Raw genomic sequence first — 22,037 nt, 5'->3', positions numbered from 1 at the left:
AGTGCATCGGTAAACAGGGGCGGTCATGGGCTTCATGCCACAAGCATAGTTGGCTCCCTTGAATAAGTCGGCCAGTTGGCGTCAAATCAACGCCAGTTACCCCCGTCTTCATCTAGCGCTCAATGCCCCTGCAAGTACAGCGATTGATGATGACCGGGGCGCAATGGTGCAATTTTGTGTCATTGAGAGGAGGTGTCGCCATGGACGAGCAACTTGCTACGACTGCCCCCTACACTCCCACGATTCTGCTGGTCGATGACGAAGAGTCGATCCTCAACAGCCTGCGTCGCCTGCTGCGTGGCCAACCCTATGATGTGCTGCTGGCCGGCAGTGGCGCCCAGGCCCTGGAAATGATGGCGGCCCGGCCCATCGACCTGATCATGACCGACGCACGCATGCCGGCCATGGACGGTGCAATGCTGCTGGCCGAGACCCACCGGCTGTACCCGGCCACCACGCGCATCCTGCTGACCGGCTACGCCGACATGAGCATGATGATCAAGGCGATCAACGAAGGGCAGATCCACCGCTACATCAGCAAACCCTGGAACGACGAGGAAATGCTCCTGACCTTGCGCCAGTCCCTGGAGCACCAGCATTCCGAGCGTGAGCGGCTGCGCCTTGAACAGTTGACCCGCGAGCAGAACGACCAGCTGAAAGCCCTCAATGCGACCCTCGAAAAACGCGTCGTGGCGCGCACCTCCGAGCTGCAGCAGACCGCCGACATGCTCGACCTGGCCTACGATGAGCTCAAGCGCAGCTACGTGACCGGTACCGAGGTGTTTTCGCTGCTGGCCAACCTGCGGCTGCCCAAGGAAAAACAGACCAACCGCCAATTGATCGAACTGATCCGCGTGTACTGCAAGTTCCAGCCCATGGACGAAGCCAGCGCGCGCGACCTGACCATGGCCGCCGCGCTCTATAACATCGGCAAGCTGAGTTGGAGCGACAGCATGATGGTGTCGCCCTCCGACCTGCTGCACAGCACCGACCGTGAACGCTACCGCGCGTACCCGGCCCAGAGTGAATCGTTGCTGATGACCCTGGAGCCGATGAAAGATGCCGCGCGCCTGATTCGCCATCACCAGGAGCGCTGGGACGGCAGTGGCTTTCCCGACCACCTCAAGGGTGACGCGATTCCGTTTGGCTCGCGCCTGTTGAAGCTGGCGGTGGACTTTATCGAACTGCAACGCGGCCTGATCCTGGAGCGGCAAATGAACAGCGACGAAGCGCTGCTCTACATCCGCAAATACGCCGGGCGTCTTTACGACCCGGACATGGTGGAAGACTTTATCCAGGCCTGCGCCGCGTTCCTCAGCGACGTGACCCTGGGCGACCCGACCGTGAAAGTCCTGACCACCCGCGAGCTGGCCGAAGGCATGGTACTGGCGCGTAACCTCAACGCCGACAACGGCATGCTGCTGCTCAACGCCGGCAAGGTGCTGAACCTGCCGCTGGTGGACAAGCTGATTGCGTTCGAGGCCATGGAGGGGGCGAAGTACAGCGTGTTTATCAAAGAGCCGGATGAGGCGCTGCTTTCGGGTTGAGGCCGGTTCATGGGATCCTTGCGCCTTTGTATTGAAGGCGACCCACCCATGACCTCCACCATTCGCATCGCCGCCGCCCTGCTGATCGGCAGCGACGGCCAGACCCTGCTGGTGCGCAAGCGCGGTACCCAGGCCTTTATGCAGCCGGGCGGCAAGATCGACGCCGGCGAGCAACCTGCCGAGGCCCTGGCCCGCGAGCTGCACGAAGAACTGGGCCTGCGGATTGATCCGGCGACGGCGGTGTACCTGGGCCAGTTCTCGGCCCCGGCGGCGAATGAGCCGGGTTTTGTGGTGCAGGCCGAGTTGTTCCAGGTGCACATCGACGTGCCGGTGACCCCGGCCGCCGAGATTGAAGAGGTGCGCTGGATCGACCCGGCCGGCGACGGCGATTTGCACCTTGCGCCCCTGACCCGGGACCTGATCCTGCCGTTCTACCGCGCGTCTCTAACGGGTGCGTGAAACTGTGGCGAGGGAGCAAGCTCCCTCGCCACAGTTACCCGCTGTTCATCAGCGTACGGCGCTGACTCCATCCAGGGTCGAAAACGAAGTGTCCTTGGCCGTCAGCAAAAAGTCGCGCATGTACGGCGCGTCGAGCATGTCGGCGCGAATCCCGGCATACAGCGTGGCAAACAGGCCTTTCTCCCCCAGCCGCTTGGCTTTCACATACCCCCGGGAGCTGTATTCATGCAGCGCCCAATGGGGCATGCCGCACACGCCGCGACCGCTGGCCACCAACTGCATCATCATCACCGTCAGTTCCGAGGTGCGCACCTGGGCCGGTTCCACATCGGCCGGTTCCAGGAAGCGGGTGAAGATGTCCAGGCGGTCGCGCTCCACCGGGTAGGTGATCAGGGTTTCGCTGATCAAGTCTTCGGGCACGATGTACGGCTTGTTCGCCAGCGGGTGCTGGTTGGCCACCGCGAGCATGGCCTCGTAGGTGAACAACGGCACATAGGTGATGCCCGGCAGTTCCAGCGGGTCGGAGGTCACCACCAGGTCCAGGTCGCCCCGGGCCAGGGCCGGCAGCGGCGCGAAGGCAAAGCCGGAGGCCAGGTCCAGTTCGACTTCGGGCCACGCATCGCGGAACTGGTCGATGGTCGGCATCAGCCACTGGAAGCAACTGTGGCATTCGATGGCCATGTGCAAGCGCCCGGCGGTGCCGCCCGCCAGGCGCGCGATGTCACGCTCGGCGCCGCGCAGCAGGGGCAGGGTGGCATCCGCCAGTTGCAGCAGGCGCAGCCCGGCGCTGGTGAAGCGCAACGGCTTGGTCTTGCGCACAAACAACGGCATGCCCAGGCGTTCCTCAAGCTCCTTGAACTGGTGGGAAAGCGCGGATTGGGTCAGGTGCAGGCGTTCAGCGGCTTCCACCAGGCTGTCGGCTTCGCGCAGGGCGTGCAGGGTCTTGAGATGACGGATTTCGAGCACGGGCTCTCCATGAATATAACTTGTGACAAATTCGAATAGGGTGAGTTTGTCTCATGTTGCCCTGGCTGTCGACAGGCCCTGTGTGCACACCGCGCTGGCGATGCCTGGCCAGCGCGGTGTTTCCGTCCGTATTACAGCTCGGCAAAGTGCCGGTTCGCCAGCGGCCGGCCGATATTACCGCGCCAGATCGGGTCGACGCTGGCCCCGGCTTCCGCCTGGGCGCGTTGCCATTGCAGGCCCAGGTTGCGCTGCTCGGGGATCTTCAAGTGGGCCTTGATGAACTCATCGAAGCGCGCCCCGGCCTTGTCGTAGTGGAAGTGCGCGTACCACAGCAGCAGCTGCGGGGTTTTGCTCACGTCCCACACCACGTACTCCTGCAGATAGTCCGGCCGGCCTTTCTGACCTGCATTGAGGTTGCGTGCCGGCTCACCCTTGCGAATCTCCACCAACTGTTGCTCGCGCAGGTAATCCAGATAGCCCTCGGTGGGTGTCTGGCTGGCCAGGGTCTGGCGTACACGCAGGTTGCGACCCTGGGTGGTCAGGCTCGCGGCCTGTGTACGCAATTGGGCAAGGATCGGATCCCGTGGCACCAATGTGCCGATGGTCCGGGCGCGCTCCAGCAGTTCTTCGGCTTCCCTGGCGAGCATCTCTTCCAGATCCACCGGCAGCATATTCTGGCGGGCGTACTCCTCGACTTTACGCTGGTATGCCTGCACGGCATTAAGTCGTGCGCGGGCTTCGTCGATCAGTGCAAGCGCGTTGGTTGCAGCCCGAACCGGTGGTGCAACGGGCGCCGGGTTGGTCAGGTGGAATCGGCCGTTGGCGCCTTGCTCCCAGATCTCAGTCCGGCCTTCTGCGCCAGTGAGGGTATAACGCCTTGCCTTGGTGACCGGGTCAACGTGTTCCACCCCAATCAGCAAGGTCTGGTCGTCGGTTTCGAAGATCCTGCGGGTACTGCCCGCCGGCGCCCGGGAGGTGGGCTCGGTGAGGGCTTTGCGGGCGCGCTCGCTCATTTTGTTGAGTTCATCGATCAGCGCCTGCACGTAGGCGGCGTCGAAGTGTTGGCGGTAGCTGGCGGTCCACCGGTTTAAATTGCCGCGCATTTGCGCGTAGACGTCCACGCAGTAGTTGAGCAGGGTATTGCGCTGGCTTTGCGTGGCGCTGACTTCAAGCATGTTGGCTTGCAGGTACAGTGCCCGGTGCACCGCGCTTTTTGAATTGTTCAGGGGCCCTTGAAGGTAGTGCCAGGACGCGTCTCCAATGCCTTTGCGATGATCGACCAGCTCCAGCAGCGTTTCGACCTTCATCTGCTCTCGGTGCCTGGCCGACAGGTGCCGGTTGATCACCTCGGAAGCGCTGGTAAGGCCTTGGCGCTGTTGTGGGATGGTGACGCGTTTGATCCAGCTGTTCATGGTCTCTATGGTGCTGTCCAACTGGCGAAGCAGGTCCAGAATGGCAATTTCCCGGGCTCTGATTTGCTCGCGCAACGTGGCACGGGCTGACAGCTGTTCGTAGGGCGTGGCGTCCAGGCGGGCGACCGCCAGGTCAATGGCTTCGTCGTTGATCACCAGCTGTCGGCCCTTGATCTTGGCCTGCCATTGCGAGTTCCACACGACTGAGCAGGCGGCGTCGCTCTTGGCTTTGCCTCCCAGTCGGCCTTTGTTCCCGTGAGCCCCAAGGGTCAGGCCCTCGATGTCCTGATACAGGCGTGAGTTCAGCTCGATGCTGTCGGCCAGTTCTTTTTCCAGGTTGGGAATCACGCCCATGTCACCACTTTCGAAGTGACCCGTCAGGCTTTTGATGCGGTCCTTTTGCCTGAGGGCGGCATCGTTAGTGCGCTCGACGCTGGACGCCAACGCTCGCTGGCGATAGTACGTGCGGTCGACCAGCCAGCGTGGCAACCGCTCACGAATTGCCAGGGGCCACATCGGTTCGAGTACATCCGCCACGTGCCCCAGCACACCGCCGCCGCCGGCGAGGCCGCCATTGAACGCGGTGCCGTAGACCCCGTAATGCGTGTCCCATTCGCCACTTTCGTCGAGGGCGATCGGCTGTTTGTAGCTCTTCTGGCGCGTGGGGCTCAGGCGCCAGTCCAACGCATCGCCCAGCCGTTCCACCTTGTAGATACGTCCGCGCCGCACGATGAAGTCACCGTCGCCATGCCGGTAAATGTTGCGGTACGGGCCGTGGCTGTGGGGCTGCAGCCCGGCAAGGGACACCACGCCTTCATACTCATAGCCGTCGAAACGCTGCAAGGCGCGGCGTGCCTGGGTGGCGGAAGGCAGGTGCAGGCTGGCGGGATGGGCGCGCAGGTGACGCAGTTGCCGTTGACGGGTAGCGGCGCGAGCGTTGGTGGGCAGCAGCCCCGCAGAGCCCGGCAGGATATCCATGGCGCAATCGATCAGCGACAACAGCACCGCTTCGACCTCTGCCAGGCCATGCCCGATGTCGCCGCGCAAGAACGCCGCCACCGCCAGGTTGGCGCTGTTCCAGGCGTCATACAGCGCAATGGCCGTGCCCACGAAAGGCACCAGGCCCAGCGCGATTTTCAGGTAGTTGAAGATCATGCCGCTGCGCAGCGCGTTCTGTTCCAGCAGCAAGGCGGCATTGGAGCGTGAGGTCGCGCGATGAGCCTCGATGACCCGGCCCATATGGCTGTTGAGCAAGTGCTCGGGCAATGAGGTGGTCGCTGGCCACCGCGCGCCGACCTCGACCATGGCGTCGAAATTTTTCTGCTGCGCCTGGGCGATCCGCGACAAGTGGGCGGCGGCATCGCCCTTGATGGCACGCCCTGCCAGGTAGTCACCCATGCCGCTGGCCAGGCTGCGGTCGTACACCGCCTTGCGAGCCAGTTCCAGGCTGGCGTAACGGCGCAGCGGCTGGCCGTCCGGAGTGTCGGGCAGGTAGAGCAGGGTCCGGCCCGACACCGGGTCCTGGATGAAGGTGATGCCGAACAGGCCGCTCGGGCTGTGGTCGGTGTCGGCGCCGCCAGCGCTCAACTGTGCCGGCAGCAACACGAATGGCTGGCGCGCTTCAACGGCATTGTTCAGGAGCAGCAGGTCGGTGTCGTCGAGCCGGCCCTGCGCGCGGGCGAACTTGCCCTGCAGGATGAGCATCAGGCGCAGTGGTTCGCTCAGGCACTCGCGCTGATGCTGGCGGGTAAACAGCGGCGTGTCCGGGTCACCGAGGAAGGTGCGAGTGATCAGGTGTTCGTAGGCGCCGGCCAGATCCAGTTCGGTGACCAGTTTCTTGAGGTAATCCAGGGTCAGGCCGTTTTTCAGCCGATCGGCTTCGATCGGACTCTGACTGGTGACGGTCACTTGTCTGAAACCCAGGCGCTGCTCGACGTTGGTGTCGATGTTCTGTTGCGCCAGTTGCAACAGCGACCAGTTGCTGCGACGCGCGCTGGGCACCAGCACATTTTTGAACGGCGTGCCGGGGCCCGCATGTTGGTCCAGGAGCTGGCGCTCCCAGCTCACCGAGTCAGGCAGGTTCAGTTGCACGTGAGCGTCGTGTTCAAGCTTGAAGTCCTCACGCAGGCGCTGGTTCAGGCGGCGCCGGCCGAAGTCCTGGAAGGGTTCCAGGTCGCGTTCGAGCAGTTGCTGGGCGTGGTGCAGGGCGTTGATCTGGGCCTTGATCAGCCTCTTGAAGGTGTGGCGGGCGTCAGCCGATAGTTGGCTCAGTTCGCCGGGCAACGCGCCGGCCAGGCTGGCACTGCGCTGTTGTTCCAGCAGCTGCGTATAGGCCAGCCCGCGGGCCTGATGGGTGGGAATCAGCAGGGTGGACAAGGTCTGTTCGTGAGGTTTACCCAGGGCTTCATCGCGTTGATGGGCAAGGGCCGGCACGGGGTAACGCATGATCGTTTCGGCGGCCTGTTGCTCACTGGCGTACAAGCGTTGTTGGAGCGAGTGTTCAAACGGATCGCCACTTAACTCGGCCCATTGCAGGGTGGTGCTGGCGTCGCCCGGCAGCTTGAACAGTGACTGGTCCAGGGCCTGGCGGGATTCGAAACGCTGCAAGCCGCCGCCGTTGCCGGGCCAGTACAACAACAGGCTTTGGGGCGTGGAGGCGGTGAGGGCGCCGGTCCGGGTGATCACCAGCAGGCCTTCCAGCTCATGTGTCGTTTCGCTGGGGTCACTGCTGACCAGGATCAGGCGCGCTGCGGTCACTTCGGGCCGGCGCTCTGCGGCGGCGGGATGGTCCAGCAGGGCCAGGAGCAGGCGATGTTCGTCGTCGCTGATTTGCTTGAGCGCATGCTGGATCGCCGCTTCGGCGCGTACGGCGGCGAGTTGCGCTTGATACAACGCGTCGTAGTGGGCGTTGGGTTTATGCCGCAGCTCCAGGCGTTCAAGGGCCGTGCGCCGCCCCAGCAGGGCGCTGGCAGCGTCATTGCCGGCCTGCTCGGCAGCGTCCTGCGCCTGCATCAACAATTTCAGTTGGGCCAGTTGGGTGGCGTATTGTGCGTCGCCACCCAGATAGCGTTCGAGGTCCAGGCGTTGCTGTTTGATTGAGGCCCAGCGCTCGCTCAGGGTGATGTCGGCGTTGAGGTTACCGAACGGTGTGGGCAGGTCGTCGTCATCTGGCCCCGACATGGCGAGCGTGGGAGGCAAGGCGAACAGCGGGTTTTCGTGGCGCTGACGGTCCAGTCGATCGGCGTCGTCGAGGGCGTTGCGGGCATAGCGGGCCAGGTTGCTGCCGTTGCGGTGGCGGTTACGCAGGCTTTCCAGTTGTGCTGTCAGCAAATGCTCCAACACGTCGTGGGCCCCCGAATCCAGGGCATCGCTGCGCAGGGTGTAGTCGAAGGTGACCGAGGTCGCCGGCACATCCGATGGGATCAATTGTTGGGCCGGGGCCGTCAACCATTGCTCCATCTCGCGACGCTCGCTGAATACCATCAGGCTTGGCTGGCGGCTGGGCAGGTACAGGGTTTGGGTGAGCGGCGGTGGCCCGCTGGCGCTGATGACCCAGGCGCCCGGCAGTTTGACTTTGCTCTGGTCGGGCAGGTTCAGGGCCAACTGGTGGGTTTCACCAGGCAGGAATGGGCCTGGGTTCAGCCGTGTTTGCAGGGGCTGGAGCTGTTCGGTGCTGAGGTGCCCGAGGGCGTAGGCGGCCTGGCCGCAGGCTTCGATATGTTGGCGATACAACTGCACCACACGGTCGGTTCGCGACAGCGGCGTACCTGGCGCTCGCGCGGCCCAGTAGGCGTTCCAGCGGTTCTTGAGCAGTTGTTCCAGGTTCAGCGTCTTGAGGTATCCCAGCAACTGTATCGGTGTCAGGTTGGCCAGCCGGTGCCCGGCCAGGCCGACGGTGGTGCACTGGGTGTCAAGGCTGGGGGAGATGTCCGGAAACTGGCAGATAAACGCCCAGGCGTCCGTCAGGCTGATGAAGGACTCATCGTCCTGCTCTGTCTTGAAAATGCCCAGGCCGACGGGCCCGGGTCCCATCTGCAATTGTTCTTTAAGCACCCCACTGATGGAGTCGCGCACGCCGGGCGCTTGGGCAATCAGCTCATGCAGGCCCTGGCGACTTTCACGCCAGCGCGCGTTAGCCAGAAGGTGCAGGCTCTGGTCCAGGCGTAGTGCCTGGGTCAAGAGCGTGGGGGAGCTAAAGTCGCCCTGTGAAGTGGGGAGGGGGGGGATGGTCAGTTCGCTCATGTTGATGGGTTCATGCTCTGGTGAGACCGGGCTTGCCGGTGAGTACCCCTATTTAAGAGGTGCGGCCAGGGCGTGGGGTGATAAATAGATACGCAAATGACCGCTGGGCACTCTTCATCAAACTGTCATGGAACTGTGGCAGCGCGCTTGAACAAACTTCATCAGACTCGCGCTCTACTGGGGTTCTGCGTTTCGGTGTTTTTCATGCGCGTGTTGTTTTTACTGGCCGCTTTAGTGTTCGGCCTGCCGTCTTTTGCGGCGTCTCGATGTGATGTCAATGTCCCGACCCAAACGGTCGACCTGGCTCAGGTAAGCATCGCTTACCAGAGTATCGGGCGTGCGTCCGACCCTGCCTTGCTGCTGGTGATGGGCCTGGGCGGGCAGTTGATCCACTGGCCGGACGAAGTGGTGGTTGCCCTGTGCGAGCAGGGTTTTCGGGTGATTCGTTATGACAACCGCGATGTCGGCCTGTCCACCTGGCGCCAGGCGCCCGCCAGCGCCAACCTGACCTTCGAAGTGCTGCGCTACAAGCTCGGCCTGCCGGTGGCGGCGCCCTACACTTTGACGGACATGGCCGACGACGCGCTGGGGTTGATGGACGGCTTGCACATCCAGCAATTCCACGTACTGGGCGCAAGCATGGGCGGGATGATCGCCCAGCACCTGGCGGCCATGGCGCCGCAGCGGGTGGAAAGCCTGACGTTGATCATGACCAGCTCCGGCGCCGAAGGCCTGCCCGCCCCGAGCGCGGCCCTGGTGCAACTGTTGTCGCGGCGCAGCGCACCCAATCGCGAAGTGGCCCTGGAACAACAGGCCGACCTGCTGGCCGCGTTGGGCAGCCCTTATGTGAAGGATGACCGCAAGGTGCTGCTGCAACAGGCGGCGCAGTCTTACGACCGGGCGTTCAACCCCGACGGTGTAAAGCGCCAGATCATGGCGATCCTCGCCGAGCCCAGCCGGGTACCGTTGCTGAACCAGCTGCGGGTGCCGACGCTGGTGGTGCACGGCACCGCCGACCCGCTGTTGCCGGTGATGCACGGCGTGCACCTGGCGGCGCATATCCAGGGCAGCCAACTGCGGCTGATTCCGGGCCTGGCCCATCGTTTCCAGGAGGCGTTCAAGGCGCCGTTGCTGGCGGCGGTATTGCCGTACCTGCAAGCCCATCGCGAGGATGCGGCGCATTGGGCGCAGATCGACCCGGTGACGCCCGCCAAGGTTTTGTAAGGGCGTAACGGGGTGTATCGTGGAACCTTTCCGGCGTTTATAGCCAGCGAGGTTGCCTAGTCATGAGTACTCCCCTGAAAATCGATTTCGTCAGCGACGTGTCCTGCCCCTGGTGCATCATCGGCCTGCGCGGGTTGACCGAGGCTCTGGACCAGTTGGGGCCGGAGGTGCAGGCCGAGATTCATTTCCAGCCCTTTGAGCTGAACCCGAACATGGTTCCTGAAGGCCAGAACATTACTGAACACATCACTGAGAAATATGGCTCTACGGCTGAGCAATCCCAGGCTAACCGCGCGCGGATTCGCGACATGGGGGCGGAGTTGGGGTTTGCGTTTCGCACTGACGGGCAGAGCCGGATCTACAACACCTTTGATGCGCACCGCCTGTTGCATTGGGCGGGGCTTGAGGGGTTGCAGTACAACCTGAAGGAAGCGTTGTTCAAGGCGTATTTCACTGACCAGCAGAATCCGTCTGATCATGGGACGTTGGCGGCGATTGCCGAAGGGGTTGGGCTGGATCGTGTGCGGGCAGAGGAGATTCTGGCTTCGGATGAGTATGCGGCCGAGGTGCGGGAGCAGGAGCAGTTGTGGGTGTCACGTGGGGTGAGTTCGGTGCCGACCATTGTGTTTAATGATCAATATGCGGTGAGTGGTGGGCAGCCGGCTGAGGCGTTTGTCGGGGCGATTCGGCAGATTATCAGTGAGGCTTCCGAAGGCTGATCGGTGTACATATCCATTTCTGCGGTAACGGCGGCTTATGGTTTCGCTCTTACAGCGACTCACTTTGGAAAAGCCCCAAAGTAAGCAAAGGGCTCTGCCCCGCCTGTCGGCACCTCGCTAAGGCTCGGTGTTCCCTCACTCCGGCATTGCTCCGCGGGCCGCCGCGACGGGGCGTCCCTGCCCCGTCGCGGCTAAACCGGCGTCCTGCCGGTTTACCCGCTCCTCAATCCCTGCGTTCGGCCTTGGGCTTATTGGGGCAGTCAGAGCCAGATCAAGATCAAAAGCAAGAGCACAGCGGCCTACAGGCCGGCTTGAGTGGTAGAGGCCAGATCAAAAGCCAAAGCGAAAGCCAAATCTGAAACTGCTGCAGCTGTGTTTTTCTGTGGGAGCTGGCTTGCCTGCGATGCAGACAACTCGGTCTCTCAGGTACACCGAGGCGATGCTATCGCAGGCAAGCCAGCTCCCACATTTGACTGTGCCCGCTCTGGCTTTTGATTTTGATTTTGCCTTTGCTTCACACCACTCAAGCCGGCCTGTAGGCCGCTGTGCTGTTGATCTGCTTTTGATCTTGATCTTAGGCGCCCCGTTAAACCACGCTGGCCGAACGCAGGTAGTACGGAGCGGGTAAACCGGCAGGACGCCGGTTTAGCCGCGACGGGGCAGGGACGCCCCGTCGCGGCGGCCCGCGTAGTAATGCCGGAGTGAGGGCACACCGAGCCTGAGCGAGGTGCCGAGTGGTGGGGCAAGAGCCTTTTGGTTACTTTTGGGCTCCTTTCAAAAGTGACCCGCTGTAAGAGCGGAACCCATATCAGCCATCACCTAAATAACGGATATACCCCCAGCTCAATCAAACTTATAGCTGATCGCAGTCTGCACCTGCCCCTGATTCACATCCCCGGTTTCCTTGACGATGCTGCTATTGGCCGCCGAACCCACAAGGTGAATCCAGCTGGCACTGGTCAGCAGCGACCACTTCGCATCCAGGGGAAACTCAAAACTTTGCGTCAACGTCAGGTTCTGAAACCCGGCACTGGCGTTATAAGGCCGAAACCCCGAAGCCGCCGCCTCGTTCGCATCCACCCCGAAAAACGTCTGCGCCTGACGCGCATCGGCAAAGTGCGCCATCAAGCCGGTGCTGCCGATGATGCCGCTCCCCAGCGGATAACCCAGCTCACCCCCAAGCTTGCCCACCACGCCACTTTGATCCCGCGCACCGCCCACGGCCTGGCCCACTTGCGCATACACCCGCCAGAACTCAGCCGGCGCGTACTGAATAAAGCCCCCGACCTCAGCCATATCCGAAACATCCCGCAAGCCCCGCAACGACCCGTTGGCAGTCCGCCCCGGCAGGTAATTGATATAAGGCCCGGCCGTAAAGCCTTGGGTATTCAGGGCACTCCAGGTCAGCCCGTCGTCGGTACCCAGGCTGACACTCCCCCAATCCAGATCGAAGTAAGGAATGGGCCGCGTTTCGTAGCGGCTGCCCGTCGGATCATGGGGCTGATAGCTGACGCCCGCGCCGACCTCGCCGGTGATCCCGTCCGCCAGCGCAGCGCCGGAAACACCCCACAGCCCCAGCAAACCGGCGAATACAGCAAAAGTAACCCTGAACATGGAGCCATTTCCTTTTGTGAACATGCGCGCATGAACGCGCAAACACCCTGCCTTAGGCAAGCACTCATCTAGGTTGTAGCAAGCTACAAAAATTGTAGCCAGTTCCGACACAACCACACGCCGATACCCGCCAAACCCCTTGAAAACAGGGGTTTCTGGCACTTGGCACACTCCGTGCTCTATCCCCTGCAAGCGCAACAGCGCGTTCCTACTTCATAGGTAAATGCAGATGATTCACTGGCATATCGTGTGTGACTTCGACGGGACCATCACCCCCACCGACGTCATCGACAACGTCCTCCAACGCTTCGCCGGTCCCGAGTGGGAAACCATCGAACAGGAATGGCTGGATGGGCACATCGGTTCGCGCGAATGCCTGAGCCGTCAACTGGCGCTGATCAAGGCGACTCCCGCCGAGTTGCTGGCCTACTTCGACAGCGTCGAGATCGACCCGGACTTCCCGGATTTCGTCGACCATGTCATGGGCCTCGGCGCTTCCATTGAAGTGGTCAGCGATGGCATCGAACAAGGCATCGCGCGGATTCTGTCGCGCAACTACGTGACCTTGTTGCCGATCCTCGCCAACCGTCTGCGCCAGGTCGACCAGAACAGCTGGCGCATCGACTTCCCGTATTCCAGCGACGCCTGCCGCGCGGCTTCCGGCAACTGCAAGTGCAAGTCCACCCCGCGCAACAAGCGCGTGCTGGTGATCGGCGACGGCAAGTCCGACATGTGCGTGGCCTCCACCGCCGACTTCGTCTTCGCCAAGGCCAGCCTGGCCGACTACTGCGAAACCAACAACATCCCCTACGTGCGGTTCGACACCTTCGCCGAACTGCCGGCATTGCTGGCCAAGCTGCCTCAGGGCATCGCCGCCAACGCCACCTCCTTCAGCACCTCTTCCGACAATCAGGAACTCTTCCACCATGTCTGATATCCGTATTGCCACCGCAGAAGACCAGGTTCTTCTGGATAAAGAAGCCAAGTACTGCTCCTACGGCGACACCGTTCACTACATCGACCCTCCACGTATTTTCAGCCGTTGCGAAGGCTCCTACGTGTGGGACACCGAAGACCAGGCTTACCTCGACCTGCAAATGTGGTACTCGGCCGTTAACTTCGGTTACGCCAACCCGCGCCTGAACAACGCGCTGAAACAGCAGATCGACACCCTCCCGCAAATCGCCAGCCAGTACCTGCACAAAGGCAAGATCGAGCTGTCGGAAATGATCGCAGTCGACGCCAAGAAAAAATTCGGCCTCGACGGTCGCGTGCACTTCAACGTGGGCGGTTCGCAGTCCATCGAAGACTCCCTGAAAGTGGTACGTAACGCCACCAACGGCAAGAGCCTGATGTTCGCGTTCGAAGGCGGCTACCACGGCCGTACCCTCGGTGCTTCGTCGATCACCTCGAGCTACCGCTACCGTCGCCGCTACGGCCACTTCGGCGAGCGTGCCAACTTCATCCCGTTCCCGTACCACTTCCGCGGCCCGAAAGGCATGACCAAGGAAGAATACGGCAGCCACTGCGTGCAGCAGTTCGCCCGCCTGTTCGAAACTGAATACAACGGTGTGTGGGACCCGAAAGTCGGCCAGAGCGAATACGCGGCCTTCTACGTCGAGCCGATCCAGGGCACCGGCGGCTACGTGATCCCGCCGATGAACTTCTACAGCGAGCTCAAACAGGTCCTCGACCAGCACGGCATCCTGATGGTCGTCGACGAAATCCAGATGGGCTTCTGGCGTACCGGCAAGCTGTGGTCGATCGAACACTTCGACGTCAAACCTGACGTGATCGTCTTCGGCAAGGCGCTGACCAACGGCCTGAACCCGCTGGGTGGCATCTGGGCCAAGGAAGAGTTGATCAACCCGAAAATCTTCCCGCCAGGCTCTACTCACTCCACCTTCGCGTCCAACCCGTTGGGTACCGCGGTAGGTCTGGAAATGTTCAAGATGACCAGCGAAGTCGACTACGGCGCGATGGTCATGGCCAAGGGCAAATACTTCCTGGCCGGCCTGCAAGAGCTGCAAAAACGCTTCCCGATCATCGGCGACGTCGACGGCCTGGGCCTGGCACTGCGCTGCGAAATCTGCGCCCCGGACGGCTTCACGCCGGACAAGGCCACCCTGGACTACATGGTCGAGGAAGGCATGAAGGGCGACATGGTGGTTGACGGTCAGAAACTCGGCCTGATCCTCGACGTGGGCGGCTACTACAAAAACGTGATCACCCTGGCACCGTCCCTGGAAATCAGCTACCCGGAAATCGACCTGGGCCTGAAGCTGCTCGAGCAACTGCTTGTGCGAGCGACCAAACGGTGATCAGCCACGAGATCGACCTCGGTGAAGGTGATGCCGGCTTCGTTCTCGGTAGCGGTCCGGTCGGGATCCTGTTGATCCACGGCCTGACGGGCACCCCGACGGAACTCCGTCGGGTGGCCCAGGGTTTGGCCAAGGTCGGTAACTGCACGGTGTACGTGCCGACCCTGGCCGGGCACTGCGGGGACAACAGCGACCTGCAAGCCACTGGCTGGCAGGATTGGTACGAAGGCGTGCGCAAGACGTTCGTCGCGGTGAAACAACGCCACGAGCAGGTGTTTGTCGGCGGTTTGTCGATGGGCGCGGTGATGTCGATGTATGTGGCGTCGCAGTTCCCCGGCCAGGTCGCTGGCTTGTTGATGTACTCCACTACCTTGAAGTACGACGGCTGGAGCATCAGCAAGATGGCGTTCATCACGCCGTTGCTGATCCGTATTCCCTTCGGTGTGCGCCTGTTCCGCTTCACTGAGAAGCCGCCCTACGGCATCAAGAACGAGCGCCTGCGGGCCATCGTCGAGCGGCAGATGAAGGAAGGGGAGAGCAGCGAGGCGGGGCTGTTGACCATGGAAGGCGTCACGGTGCGCGAACTGCACTGGATGAATGCCGTGGTGAAGAAACTCATGCCATCGATCAAGACCCCGGCCCTGGTCCTGCATTCCATCGAGGATGACATCACCAGCCGCTGGAACGCCGATTACGTGGAGCGCCACCTCGGCGGCCCCGTGACCAAGATCCTGCTGGACAACTGCTACCACATGATCACCGTCGACCTGCAATACCGCCGGGTGATCGAGTTGAGCGCCGAGTTTGTCGGGCAACACGCACACGCCACAGAGGCACCTGAAGATTATCGACAGCTGGCTTGAACCCTAAGGATTTGACGTGATCACCGCCCAAGCCTTTTCGACCATTCGGGCCATCGAACGCAGTGCCTGGAACGACTGTTTTCCCGATGCCCTGGAGGATTGGGACTATTATGTGGCCGTGGAAAATGCCGCCATTGATGATTTTCAGTGGCGGTATCTCGCGGTGTTTGACGAGGCAACGCTGGTGGCGGTCGCGCCGGCGTTCATTACGCGTTATCGCCTCGACACCACGGTGTCGGGCGTAGGCAAGCGCTTTACCGAGCGCCTGGAGCGACTGTGGCCGGGTGTTTTGAAGCTGGGCCTGTATGCCATCGGCTCGCCGGTGGCGGAACAGTGCAATGCGGGTGTCGCCAGTCATGTTCCCGAATCCGGGCGCGAGGCGTTGCTTGCTCAGTTACTCGCCGCCGCACGCCGGGATGCCGATGCGTTTGGCGTCGGACTGGTGGCGGTCAAGGACGCACCGACCAAGGATGAAGGCTGGTCAAACAGCTGCCTTGGCGCGGGTTTCCAGAGCATGCCCAGCCTGCCCACGGCATTATTGCCGATTCCTTTTGGTTCAGTGGACGCCTACCTGGGTTCCCTGGACAAAGCCACCCGCAAGGACTTGCGCCGCAAACTGCGTGCGCCTGGCCCTCGCATTGAGTGGCGACGTAATATCGACGACGTACTGCCGCGCATCATGGCGCTGTACGAGGCCACCCTGGAACGTTCCGACCTGCAGTTCGAGCGACTGCCGGCGGGCTATTTCACCGGTATCCTTGAACAGCTGCAAGAACGTGCGGTCTGTGTGCTTTATTGGGTGGACGAGGAACTGGTGGCGTTCAACCTGATCCTGCTGAACCAGGATCGCCTGATTGACAAGTTTTTCGGCGAAGACAGTGACTACAGCCGCGAATACAGCCTGGCGGTGCGCAGTTGGTTAACCAATATCGACTACTGTATTCGCCATGACATTGCGTTGTATGAGTGCGGTCAGGCCGGCTATGCCAGCAAGTTGCTGCTGGGCTGCGAGTTCCAGGGCAACAGTATGTTTTTCCGCCACCGCAACTGGCTGGTCAACCGTGCGCTGTTCGTTGCAAAAGTGTTTCTCCGACCGGATCGATCCGACCCTGCCATGGCTGCTGCGATAAGCGAAACCTGATGATCAACAAGACCCGCCAAAAAGCCCGCCCCTTTGCCATTTCGCGTTGGAGCGTCCAGCGCAAGCTGGTGCTGGCGTTCTGGCTGGTGACCGTGATCCCGACGATGATCGCGGCGGAGCTGGCCGCCACAACGCTGTCGCAGATTTTCGACAGCAACGTGCGGATCTGGCTGCAAGAGTCGACCAAGATCGTCAAGGACGAGATCGGCGACATCCTCCACGACAACGCCCGGGTCGCCCAGCTGTTCCTGCGCTACACCAAGCCGCCGTCGTCGCGCCAGGCCGAGAAGCACGACAAACTGACCGCCGACATTGCCGCCGCCACCGACATCGATGTGGTCGCGCTGATCCGCAGCAGTGACCACAAGATTGTCTTCAGCACGGCCGCCGATGACATCGTCAAGCAAATCAACCTGGCCAGTAATGCGGTGTTGCAGACGGTCGAGGTGGCTGGCGTGACCACCGGCGTGGTGGTGTCGACCTTCGAGACCAGCGAGGACGGCGTTGACTATCAGCTGCTGGTGGCCACGTACCTGGACAGCAGTTTCCTGACCAGCGTGGCTGATGTGCACTCGCTGGACCTGCGCTTGTACCTGGCCAACCCCACCGGTTTCTCGGAAATTTTCTCCACCCAGCGCTTTGTCGATCACCCCAACCGGATTCCTTCGAATATCGAAGCCGCGCTGCGCAGCACCAAGCAGCCCAGCGAACAGTTCACCAATAACTACAGCGGTTTGTACTGGCCGATCTTCAACGATGCCGGCGAGCTGCAAGGGGTGATTTTCAGTGGCCTGCTGCGGCATACCAGCCTGGTGGGCCTGGTGAACCAGAGCAACCTGTTCGTGCTGATCTTCCTGCTCAGCTCGGCCTTGTCCCTGGCGGCCGGGATGTTGGTGTCCCAACGCCTGACCCGCCCGCTGCGGGATTTGTCCGAAGGCGTCAGCGCGGTGATTTCGGGTAACTATCAGCATCGTGTGGCGGTCAGCGGCGGCGACGAACTGGCGCAACTGAGCAGCACCTTCAACCACATGACCGAGCGCCTCGGCGAGTTGCATCACCTGGAAGCGCAACTGCGCCGCCGCGACCGCCTGCATGCGCTGGGCGAGGTCGCCATGGGCCTGGCCCACGAAATTCGCAACCCGCTGGGCATTATCAAGACCGCGACCCAGTTACTGCACCGCCGCGTCGATTTGCCGGAAACCGACAAGCGTCACCTCGAATACGTGATCAGCGAGGTCAGCCGGATCAACGACCTGATCACCGAATTCCTCGACTTCGCCAAACCCAGCGCGCCGTTGCGCACAGTGCAAGCGGCACGGCCGGTGGTGGAGGAAATCCTCGGCTTCTGCGGGCCTGAGCTGTCGACTCATAACATCGACGCGCAAATCGATGACCAGGCCCCCGGCGCGACGATTTATGCCGATGCCAAGCAGCTCAAGCAGGCCTGCCTGAACCTGATTCTCAACGCCATCGACGCGATGCCCGGCGGCGGTCGCCTGACCTTGGGCATCCACAGCGTGGGCGGCAACACAGTGATCAGCATCGCCGATACGGGTGAGGGTATTCCGCCGGACATGATCGAGCGGATCTTCACGCCATTCGTCACCACCAAGGCCTCGGGCACGGGCTTGGGTCTGGCCAAAGTCTTCTCGATCATGGAAAGTCATGACGGCAGCATTGAATGTGTCAGCGAGAAAGATGCCGGCGCCACCTTCAGCCTGTACATTCCGGCCCAGGGTGACGACGACGGCGATGATGAGGATGGTGATGACGCATAACGTATTGGTAGTCGACGACGAACCCAAGCTCTGTGACTTGCTCTCGTCGGCCTTGAGCCAGAGCGGGATCCAGGTATTTACCGCCGGCAACGGCCTGCACGCGCTCAAGGTGCTGGAGCAGGAAGACATCGACCTGGTGATCAGCGACTGGCGCATGCCCGGCATGGACGGTCCGGCGCTGCTGGCGGAAATCAAGGTGCGCTACCCGCAATTGCCGGTGATCGTGATGACCGCCTACAGCACCGTGAAAAACGCGGTGCAGTCGATGCGCAACGGGGCCTACGACTACATTGCCAAGCCGTTCGACATCGACGAGCTGGACATCACCGTGGCCAAGGCCCTGCAGTTTCGCGACATCATGCGCGACAACGCGCGCATGCGTGCCGAGCTGGATGAACACGCCCAGTTCGACAGCCTGGTGGGGGATAGCCCGGCCTTTCGCCGAGTGCTGCATGCCGTGGATTCGGTGCGCGACAGCAACGCCACGGTGCTGCTGACGGGCGAAAGCGGCACCGGCAAAGAGATGGTCGCCCGAGCCATCCACAAACACGGCAACCGCGCCGACAAGCCGTTTGTGGCGGTCAACTGCGCGGCGATTCCCGAAGGCTTGCTGGAAAGCGAGATGTTCGGCCACCGCAAGGGTGCCTTCACCGGCGCCGTGGCGGACCGGGTCGGGCGCTTCATGCAGGCCGACAAAGGCACGTTGTTTCTCGATGAAGTGGGCGATATGCCGTTGGCGTTGCAGGCGAAAATCCTGCGGGCCTTGCAGGAGCGGGTGATTGAACCGGTGGGTGACCCGCGCGAGCGCAAGGTAGATGTGCGGGTGATCGCGGCTACCAACAAGAATTTGCTGGATGCGGTGGCCAACAAAGAATTTCGTGAAGACCTGTACTACCGCCTGAATGTATTCCCGATTCCGCTGCCGGCCCTGCGTGAGCGGGTGGAAGACATCGCGCCGCTGGCCCGGCACTTTGCCCAGACCTTGAGCGCCACCGCCGGTAAACGCATCACCGGTTTCAGCCCCGAGGCGTTGCAGGCGATGGCGGCGTATTCCTGGCCGGGCAATATTCGCGAGCTGCAAAACTGCGTGGAGCGGGCGACCATCGTCGCGGCGACGCCGGTGATCGAGGACATTGATTTGCCGGCGTATCTGTTTGCTTCCAAACCGGCTGAAGACGGCGTGGGCGCGATACTCAGCAACGGGCCGGGTGTGCCGCAGGATCTGGACGCGGCGCTGGCCGAGGTGGAGAAGGCGTACATCATGGCCGCGTTGCAGGAGAGCAACGGGGTGCAGGCTGCGGCGGCGCAGAAGATCGGGATTTCCGAGCGCAGCTTTTGGTATCGGTTGAAGAAGCTGGGGATTCAGGTGGACAAGATTGTTCGCTAGGCGGCGCTGAGTAGTTGCTGGGGGGAGTACATATCCGTTATTTAGGTAACGGCCGCTTATGGTTCCGCTCTTACAGCGGGTCACTTTGGAAAAGCCCCAAAGTAACCAAAGGGCTCTGCCCCGCCTGTCGGCACCTCGCCTAGGCTCGGTGTTCCCTCACTCCGGCATTGCTCCGCGGGCCGCCGCGACGGGGCGTCCCTGCCCCGTCGCGGCTAAACCGGCGTCCTGCCGGTTTACCCGCTCCTCAATCCCTGCGTTCGGCCTCGGGCTTATTGGGGCAGTCAGATCAAGATCAAAAGCAAGAGCACAGCGGCCTACAGGCCGGCTTGAGTGGTAGAAGCCAGATCAAAAGCGAAAGCCAAAGCGAAAACCAAATCTGAAACGGATGCAGCTCTGCTTTTCTGTGGGAGCTGGCTTGCCTGCGATGCAGACACCTCGGTTTTTCAGGTACACCGAGGCGATGCCATCGCAGCGATGCGGCGACCCGACAAGCCAGCTCCCACATTTTTGACCGTGCCCGCTCTGGCTTTAGATTTTGATCTTGCCTTTGCTTCACACCACTCAAGCCGGCCTGTAGGCCGCTGTGCTGTTGATCTGCTTTTGATCTTGATCTTAGGCGCCCCGTTAAACCACGCTGGCCGAACGCAGGTAGTACGGAGCGGGTAAACCGGCAGGACGCCGGTTTAGCCGCGACGGGGCAGGGACGCCCCGTCGCGGCGGCCCGCGGAGTAGTACCGGAGTGAGCAACCGTGTCGAAATTCAAGCCATTTCAGCGAAATGCTTTTGATCGCGCACCATCGCATTCAGGATCGTCAGCAACTTTCTCATGCATGCCACCAGCGCTACCTTCTTCGTCTTCCCTGCAGCAAGTAGATGGTTGTAAAACCTCTCGATCACCGGGTTATGGCTCTTCGAGGACAAGACAGCCATGTAAAGGACACTTCGCACCTCAGCTCGACCACCCCATATCCGTCTACGTCCTTTGTAGAGGCCGCTATCGCAGTTAAAAGGGGCCACACCAACCAATGCAGCCACTTGTTTGCGATTAACCTTGCCCAGCTCCGGAACCATTGCCAGCAGCGAAAGTGCGAGCACATTGCCAACGCCCGATACCTCGCGCAGCAAATCATAATTGGCCTTCCAAGCCGGCGAAGCTTTGATCGCTTCGTGCAAGTCATCGTCTGTGCTTTTAAGGCGCTTTTGAAGCCAGACGATATGTGCCTTGATGTCCCGTCGAAGTGCCTTGAATACCGCCTGTTTCAGTCGAGACTCTTCCGCCACGATCATATCGATGAGCTGACGGCGTCGAGTCAGTAGATCCGCCAGTTCACGAGCGTGTTCATCTGGCATCTCCCGAATCTCGGGTTTGACCGCCTGGGCAAACTCCGCAATTACCTGGGCATCCAGAGCGTCGGTTTTCGCCAACCTACCGGTCGCCTTGGCGAAATCACGAACCTGACGGGGATTGACAACAACAACGGGTAATCCAGCAGCACAAAGCTCGGCAGCGGCAAGCCGCTCATATCCACCAGTCGCTTCCAGCACCACCAAAACCGGCTCCTGAGCCTTGAGATGTTTAGCTAAACGCTGGATATCTTCTTGAGTATTGGAAAACTGTTCGACTTGGCCAGTAGTGCTGACGAATGAGTCGAGCTTGTTTTTGGAAACATCAATTCCGACGAACGCAGAGTTATGGTCCATAGCGTTTTCCTCACGTCCAACCTTGCAGAATCGGGCTTTGCGCCCAGGCAACCGTTCGGACTAGTTTAGGAAGGAACCTGCTCCGACCCATGCTCACTCACGATCTCGAAATCAGAGGGCACTACGGTCTGAAGCAGGTGAAAACAATCTTACAAGGGCACACCGAGCCTAGGCGAGGTGCCGAGTGGTGGGGCAAGAGCCTTTTGGTTACTTTTGGGCTCCTTTCAAAAGTGACCCGCTGTAAGAGCGGAACCCATATCCGCCGTTACCTGAATAACGGATAAACACACCCACCCGGCTCCACATTTTCAATAAGCGTATGTCAGGCGTGTACGCGAACCCACACACTCACCAACACCGTAGCCGCCATCAACCACGCCACGGCCGCCACCGCCAGCGAAGCCTCCAGCCGCATCCGGTCGACCATCACGTACAACGTGGCCAGGTACACAAAGTACGGAATGATCGACCACATCCCGAACACGATGGTGGTCTTCAAATCCTCCACCGAACGGCCCTTGCCGACGATGTAATGCGCGATCAGCGCGAACGTCGGAAACAGCGGCACCAAGCCGGCGATGTAATAGTTCCTGGTCTTGGCCAACGCCGCCAGGATCAGCACAACCCCTGCGCCCAATGCGGCCTTCAGCAATAAATCCACAA

15 protein-coding genes are annotated in these 22,037 nt (G+C 61.3%); 10 read left to right on the top strand and 5 right to left on the bottom strand.

Translation table 11 applies throughout. From position 1 onward, the window contains the following. The first annotated feature begins 200 nt into the window (after window positions 1–200). Entirely contained in the window at window positions 201–1,547 is a 1,347-nt protein-coding gene (locus HKK54_RS04095) for an HD domain-containing phosphohydrolase (protein ID WP_169386209.1), read from the top strand. A 48-nt stretch (window positions 1,548–1,595) separates the two neighbouring features. Continuing rightward, window positions 1,596–2,006, top strand: a complete 411-nt coding sequence (locus HKK54_RS04090; protein WP_169386208.1) for an NUDIX hydrolase — start codon at window positions 1,596–1,598, stop codon at window positions 2,004–2,006. A 48-nt stretch (window positions 2,007–2,054) separates the two neighbouring features. Here the strand turns inward: HKK54_RS04090 and metR are convergent, their stop codons facing one another. Both metR and HKK54_RS04080 read right to left on the bottom strand, forming a co-directional pair. After that, a complete protein-coding gene (gene metR, locus HKK54_RS04085; RefSeq protein ID WP_010170229.1) occupies window positions 2,055–2,972 on the bottom strand; it encodes a transcriptional regulator MetR in 918 nt (305 codons plus the stop codon). A gap of 131 nt (window positions 2,973–3,103) precedes the next feature. Beyond that, the gene (locus HKK54_RS04080) at window positions 3,104–8,626 is read right to left on the bottom strand and encodes a dermonecrotic toxin domain-containing protein (protein WP_169386207.1); all 5,523 of its coding nucleotides are present in this window, start codon (window positions 8,624–8,626) and stop codon (window positions 3,104–3,106) included. A 204-nt stretch (window positions 8,627–8,830) separates the two neighbouring features. Here HKK54_RS04080 and HKK54_RS04075 point away from each other — a divergent pair, with 204 nt between their 5' ends. After that, entirely contained in the window at window positions 8,831–9,850 is a 1,020-nt protein-coding gene (locus HKK54_RS04075; RefSeq protein ID WP_010170225.1) for an alpha/beta fold hydrolase, read from the top strand. Window positions 9,851–9,912: 62 nt separating this feature from the next. Beyond that, complete coding sequence (locus tag HKK54_RS04070; protein ID WP_010170223.1) at window positions 9,913–10,569, top strand: DsbA family oxidoreductase; 657 nt, start codon at window positions 9,913–9,915, stop codon at window positions 10,567–10,569. An 843-nt stretch (window positions 10,570–11,412) separates the two neighbouring features. Here HKK54_RS04070 and HKK54_RS04065 read toward each other — a convergent pair. Continuing rightward, the gene (locus tag HKK54_RS04065) at window positions 11,413–12,183 is read right to left on the bottom strand and encodes a MipA/OmpV family protein (RefSeq protein WP_010170213.1); all 771 of its coding nucleotides are present in this window, start codon (window positions 12,181–12,183) and stop codon (window positions 11,413–11,415) included. Between the two features lie 229 nt (window positions 12,184–12,412). Here HKK54_RS04065 and HKK54_RS04060 point away from each other — a divergent pair, with 229 nt between their 5' ends. From HKK54_RS04060 to HKK54_RS04035, 6 genes are read left to right on the top strand one after another with little or no spacing between them, the layout of a single operon-like run. Further along, window positions 12,413–13,117: an MtnX-like HAD-IB family phosphatase gene (locus HKK54_RS04060; protein ID WP_010170212.1), complete on the top strand. Its 705-nt coding sequence runs from the start codon at window positions 12,413–12,415 to the stop codon at window positions 13,115–13,117. Further along, window positions 13,110–14,504 carry an aspartate aminotransferase family protein gene (locus HKK54_RS04055; RefSeq protein ID WP_010170210.1) on the top strand — a complete coding sequence of 465 codons (1,395 nt, stop codon included), beginning with the start codon at window positions 13,110–13,112 and terminating at the stop codon, window positions 14,502–14,504. Before HKK54_RS04060 ends, HKK54_RS04055 begins: the two co-directional genes overlap by 8 nt. Next, window positions 14,501–15,367, top strand: a complete 867-nt coding sequence (locus HKK54_RS04050) for an alpha/beta hydrolase (protein ID WP_010170208.1) — start codon at window positions 14,501–14,503, stop codon at window positions 15,365–15,367. Before HKK54_RS04055 ends, HKK54_RS04050 begins: the two co-directional genes overlap by 4 nt. Before the next feature lie 16 nt (window positions 15,368–15,383). Beyond that, a complete protein-coding gene (locus tag HKK54_RS04045) occupies window positions 15,384–16,508 on the top strand; it encodes a GNAT family N-acetyltransferase (RefSeq protein ID WP_169386206.1) in 1,125 nt (374 codons plus the stop codon). Beyond that, on the top strand, window positions 16,508–18,286 hold the full coding sequence (locus HKK54_RS04040; protein WP_169386205.1) for a sensor histidine kinase: 1,779 nt from the start codon (window positions 16,508–16,510) through the stop codon (window positions 18,284–18,286). Before HKK54_RS04045 ends, HKK54_RS04040 begins: the two co-directional genes overlap by 1 nt. Continuing rightward, window positions 18,276–19,673, top strand: a complete 1,398-nt coding sequence (locus HKK54_RS04035; RefSeq protein ID WP_010170201.1) for a sigma-54-dependent transcriptional regulator — start codon at window positions 18,276–18,278, stop codon at window positions 19,671–19,673. Before HKK54_RS04040 ends, HKK54_RS04035 begins: the two co-directional genes overlap by 11 nt. 759 nt (window positions 19,674–20,432) lie before the next feature. On the opposite strand, the gene HKK54_RS04030 is transcribed toward HKK54_RS04035, so the two are convergent. Beyond that, window positions 20,433–21,374: an IS110 family transposase gene (locus HKK54_RS04030; protein ID WP_169386204.1), complete on the bottom strand. Its 942-nt coding sequence runs from the start codon at window positions 21,372–21,374 to the stop codon at window positions 20,433–20,435. A 322-nt stretch (window positions 21,375–21,696) separates the two neighbouring features. Then, window positions 21,697–22,026, bottom strand: coding sequence for a GlpM family protein (locus tag HKK54_RS04025; protein ID WP_177324997.1), 330 nt, complete (start codon window positions 22,024–22,026; stop codon window positions 21,697–21,699). Window positions 22,027–22,037 lie beyond the last annotated feature (11 nt).

Source organism: Pseudomonas sp. ADAK13 (genome assembly GCF_012935715.1).
GTDB lineage: Bacteria > Pseudomonadota > Gammaproteobacteria > Pseudomonadales > Pseudomonadaceae > Aquipseudomonas.
Note: the sequence above shows the minus strand (reverse complement) of the source record. Positions and strands in the feature narration are given on the sequence as shown.

Coding starts and splice junctions, on each gene's coding strand:
- HKK54_RS04095 (WP_169386209.1), top strand. CDS start 201: ATGGACGAGCAACTTGCTACGACTGCCCCCTACACTCCCACGATTCTG.
- HKK54_RS04090 (WP_169386208.1), top strand. CDS start 1,596: ATGACCTCCACCATTCGCATCGCCGCCGCCCTGCTGATCGGCAGCGAC.
- HKK54_RS04080 (WP_169386207.1), bottom strand. CDS start 8,626: ATGAGCGAACTGACCATCCCCCCCCTCCCCACTTCACAGGGCGACTTT.
- HKK54_RS04075 (WP_010170225.1), top strand. CDS start 8,831: ATGCGCGTGTTGTTTTTACTGGCCGCTTTAGTGTTCGGCCTGCCGTCT.
- HKK54_RS04070 (WP_010170223.1), top strand. CDS start 9,913: ATGAGTACTCCCCTGAAAATCGATTTCGTCAGCGACGTGTCCTGCCCC.
- HKK54_RS04065 (WP_010170213.1), bottom strand. CDS start 12,183: ATGTTCAGGGTTACTTTTGCTGTATTCGCCGGTTTGCTGGGGCTGTGG.
- HKK54_RS04060 (WP_010170212.1), top strand. CDS start 12,413: ATGATTCACTGGCATATCGTGTGTGACTTCGACGGGACCATCACCCCC.
- HKK54_RS04055 (WP_010170210.1), top strand. CDS start 13,110: ATGTCTGATATCCGTATTGCCACCGCAGAAGACCAGGTTCTTCTGGAT.
- HKK54_RS04040 (WP_169386205.1), top strand. CDS start 16,508: ATGATCAACAAGACCCGCCAAAAAGCCCGCCCCTTTGCCATTTCGCGT.
- HKK54_RS04035 (WP_010170201.1), top strand. CDS start 18,276: ATGACGCATAACGTATTGGTAGTCGACGACGAACCCAAGCTCTGTGAC.
- HKK54_RS04030 (WP_169386204.1), bottom strand. CDS start 21,374: ATGGACCATAACTCTGCGTTCGTCGGAATTGATGTTTCCAAAAACAAG.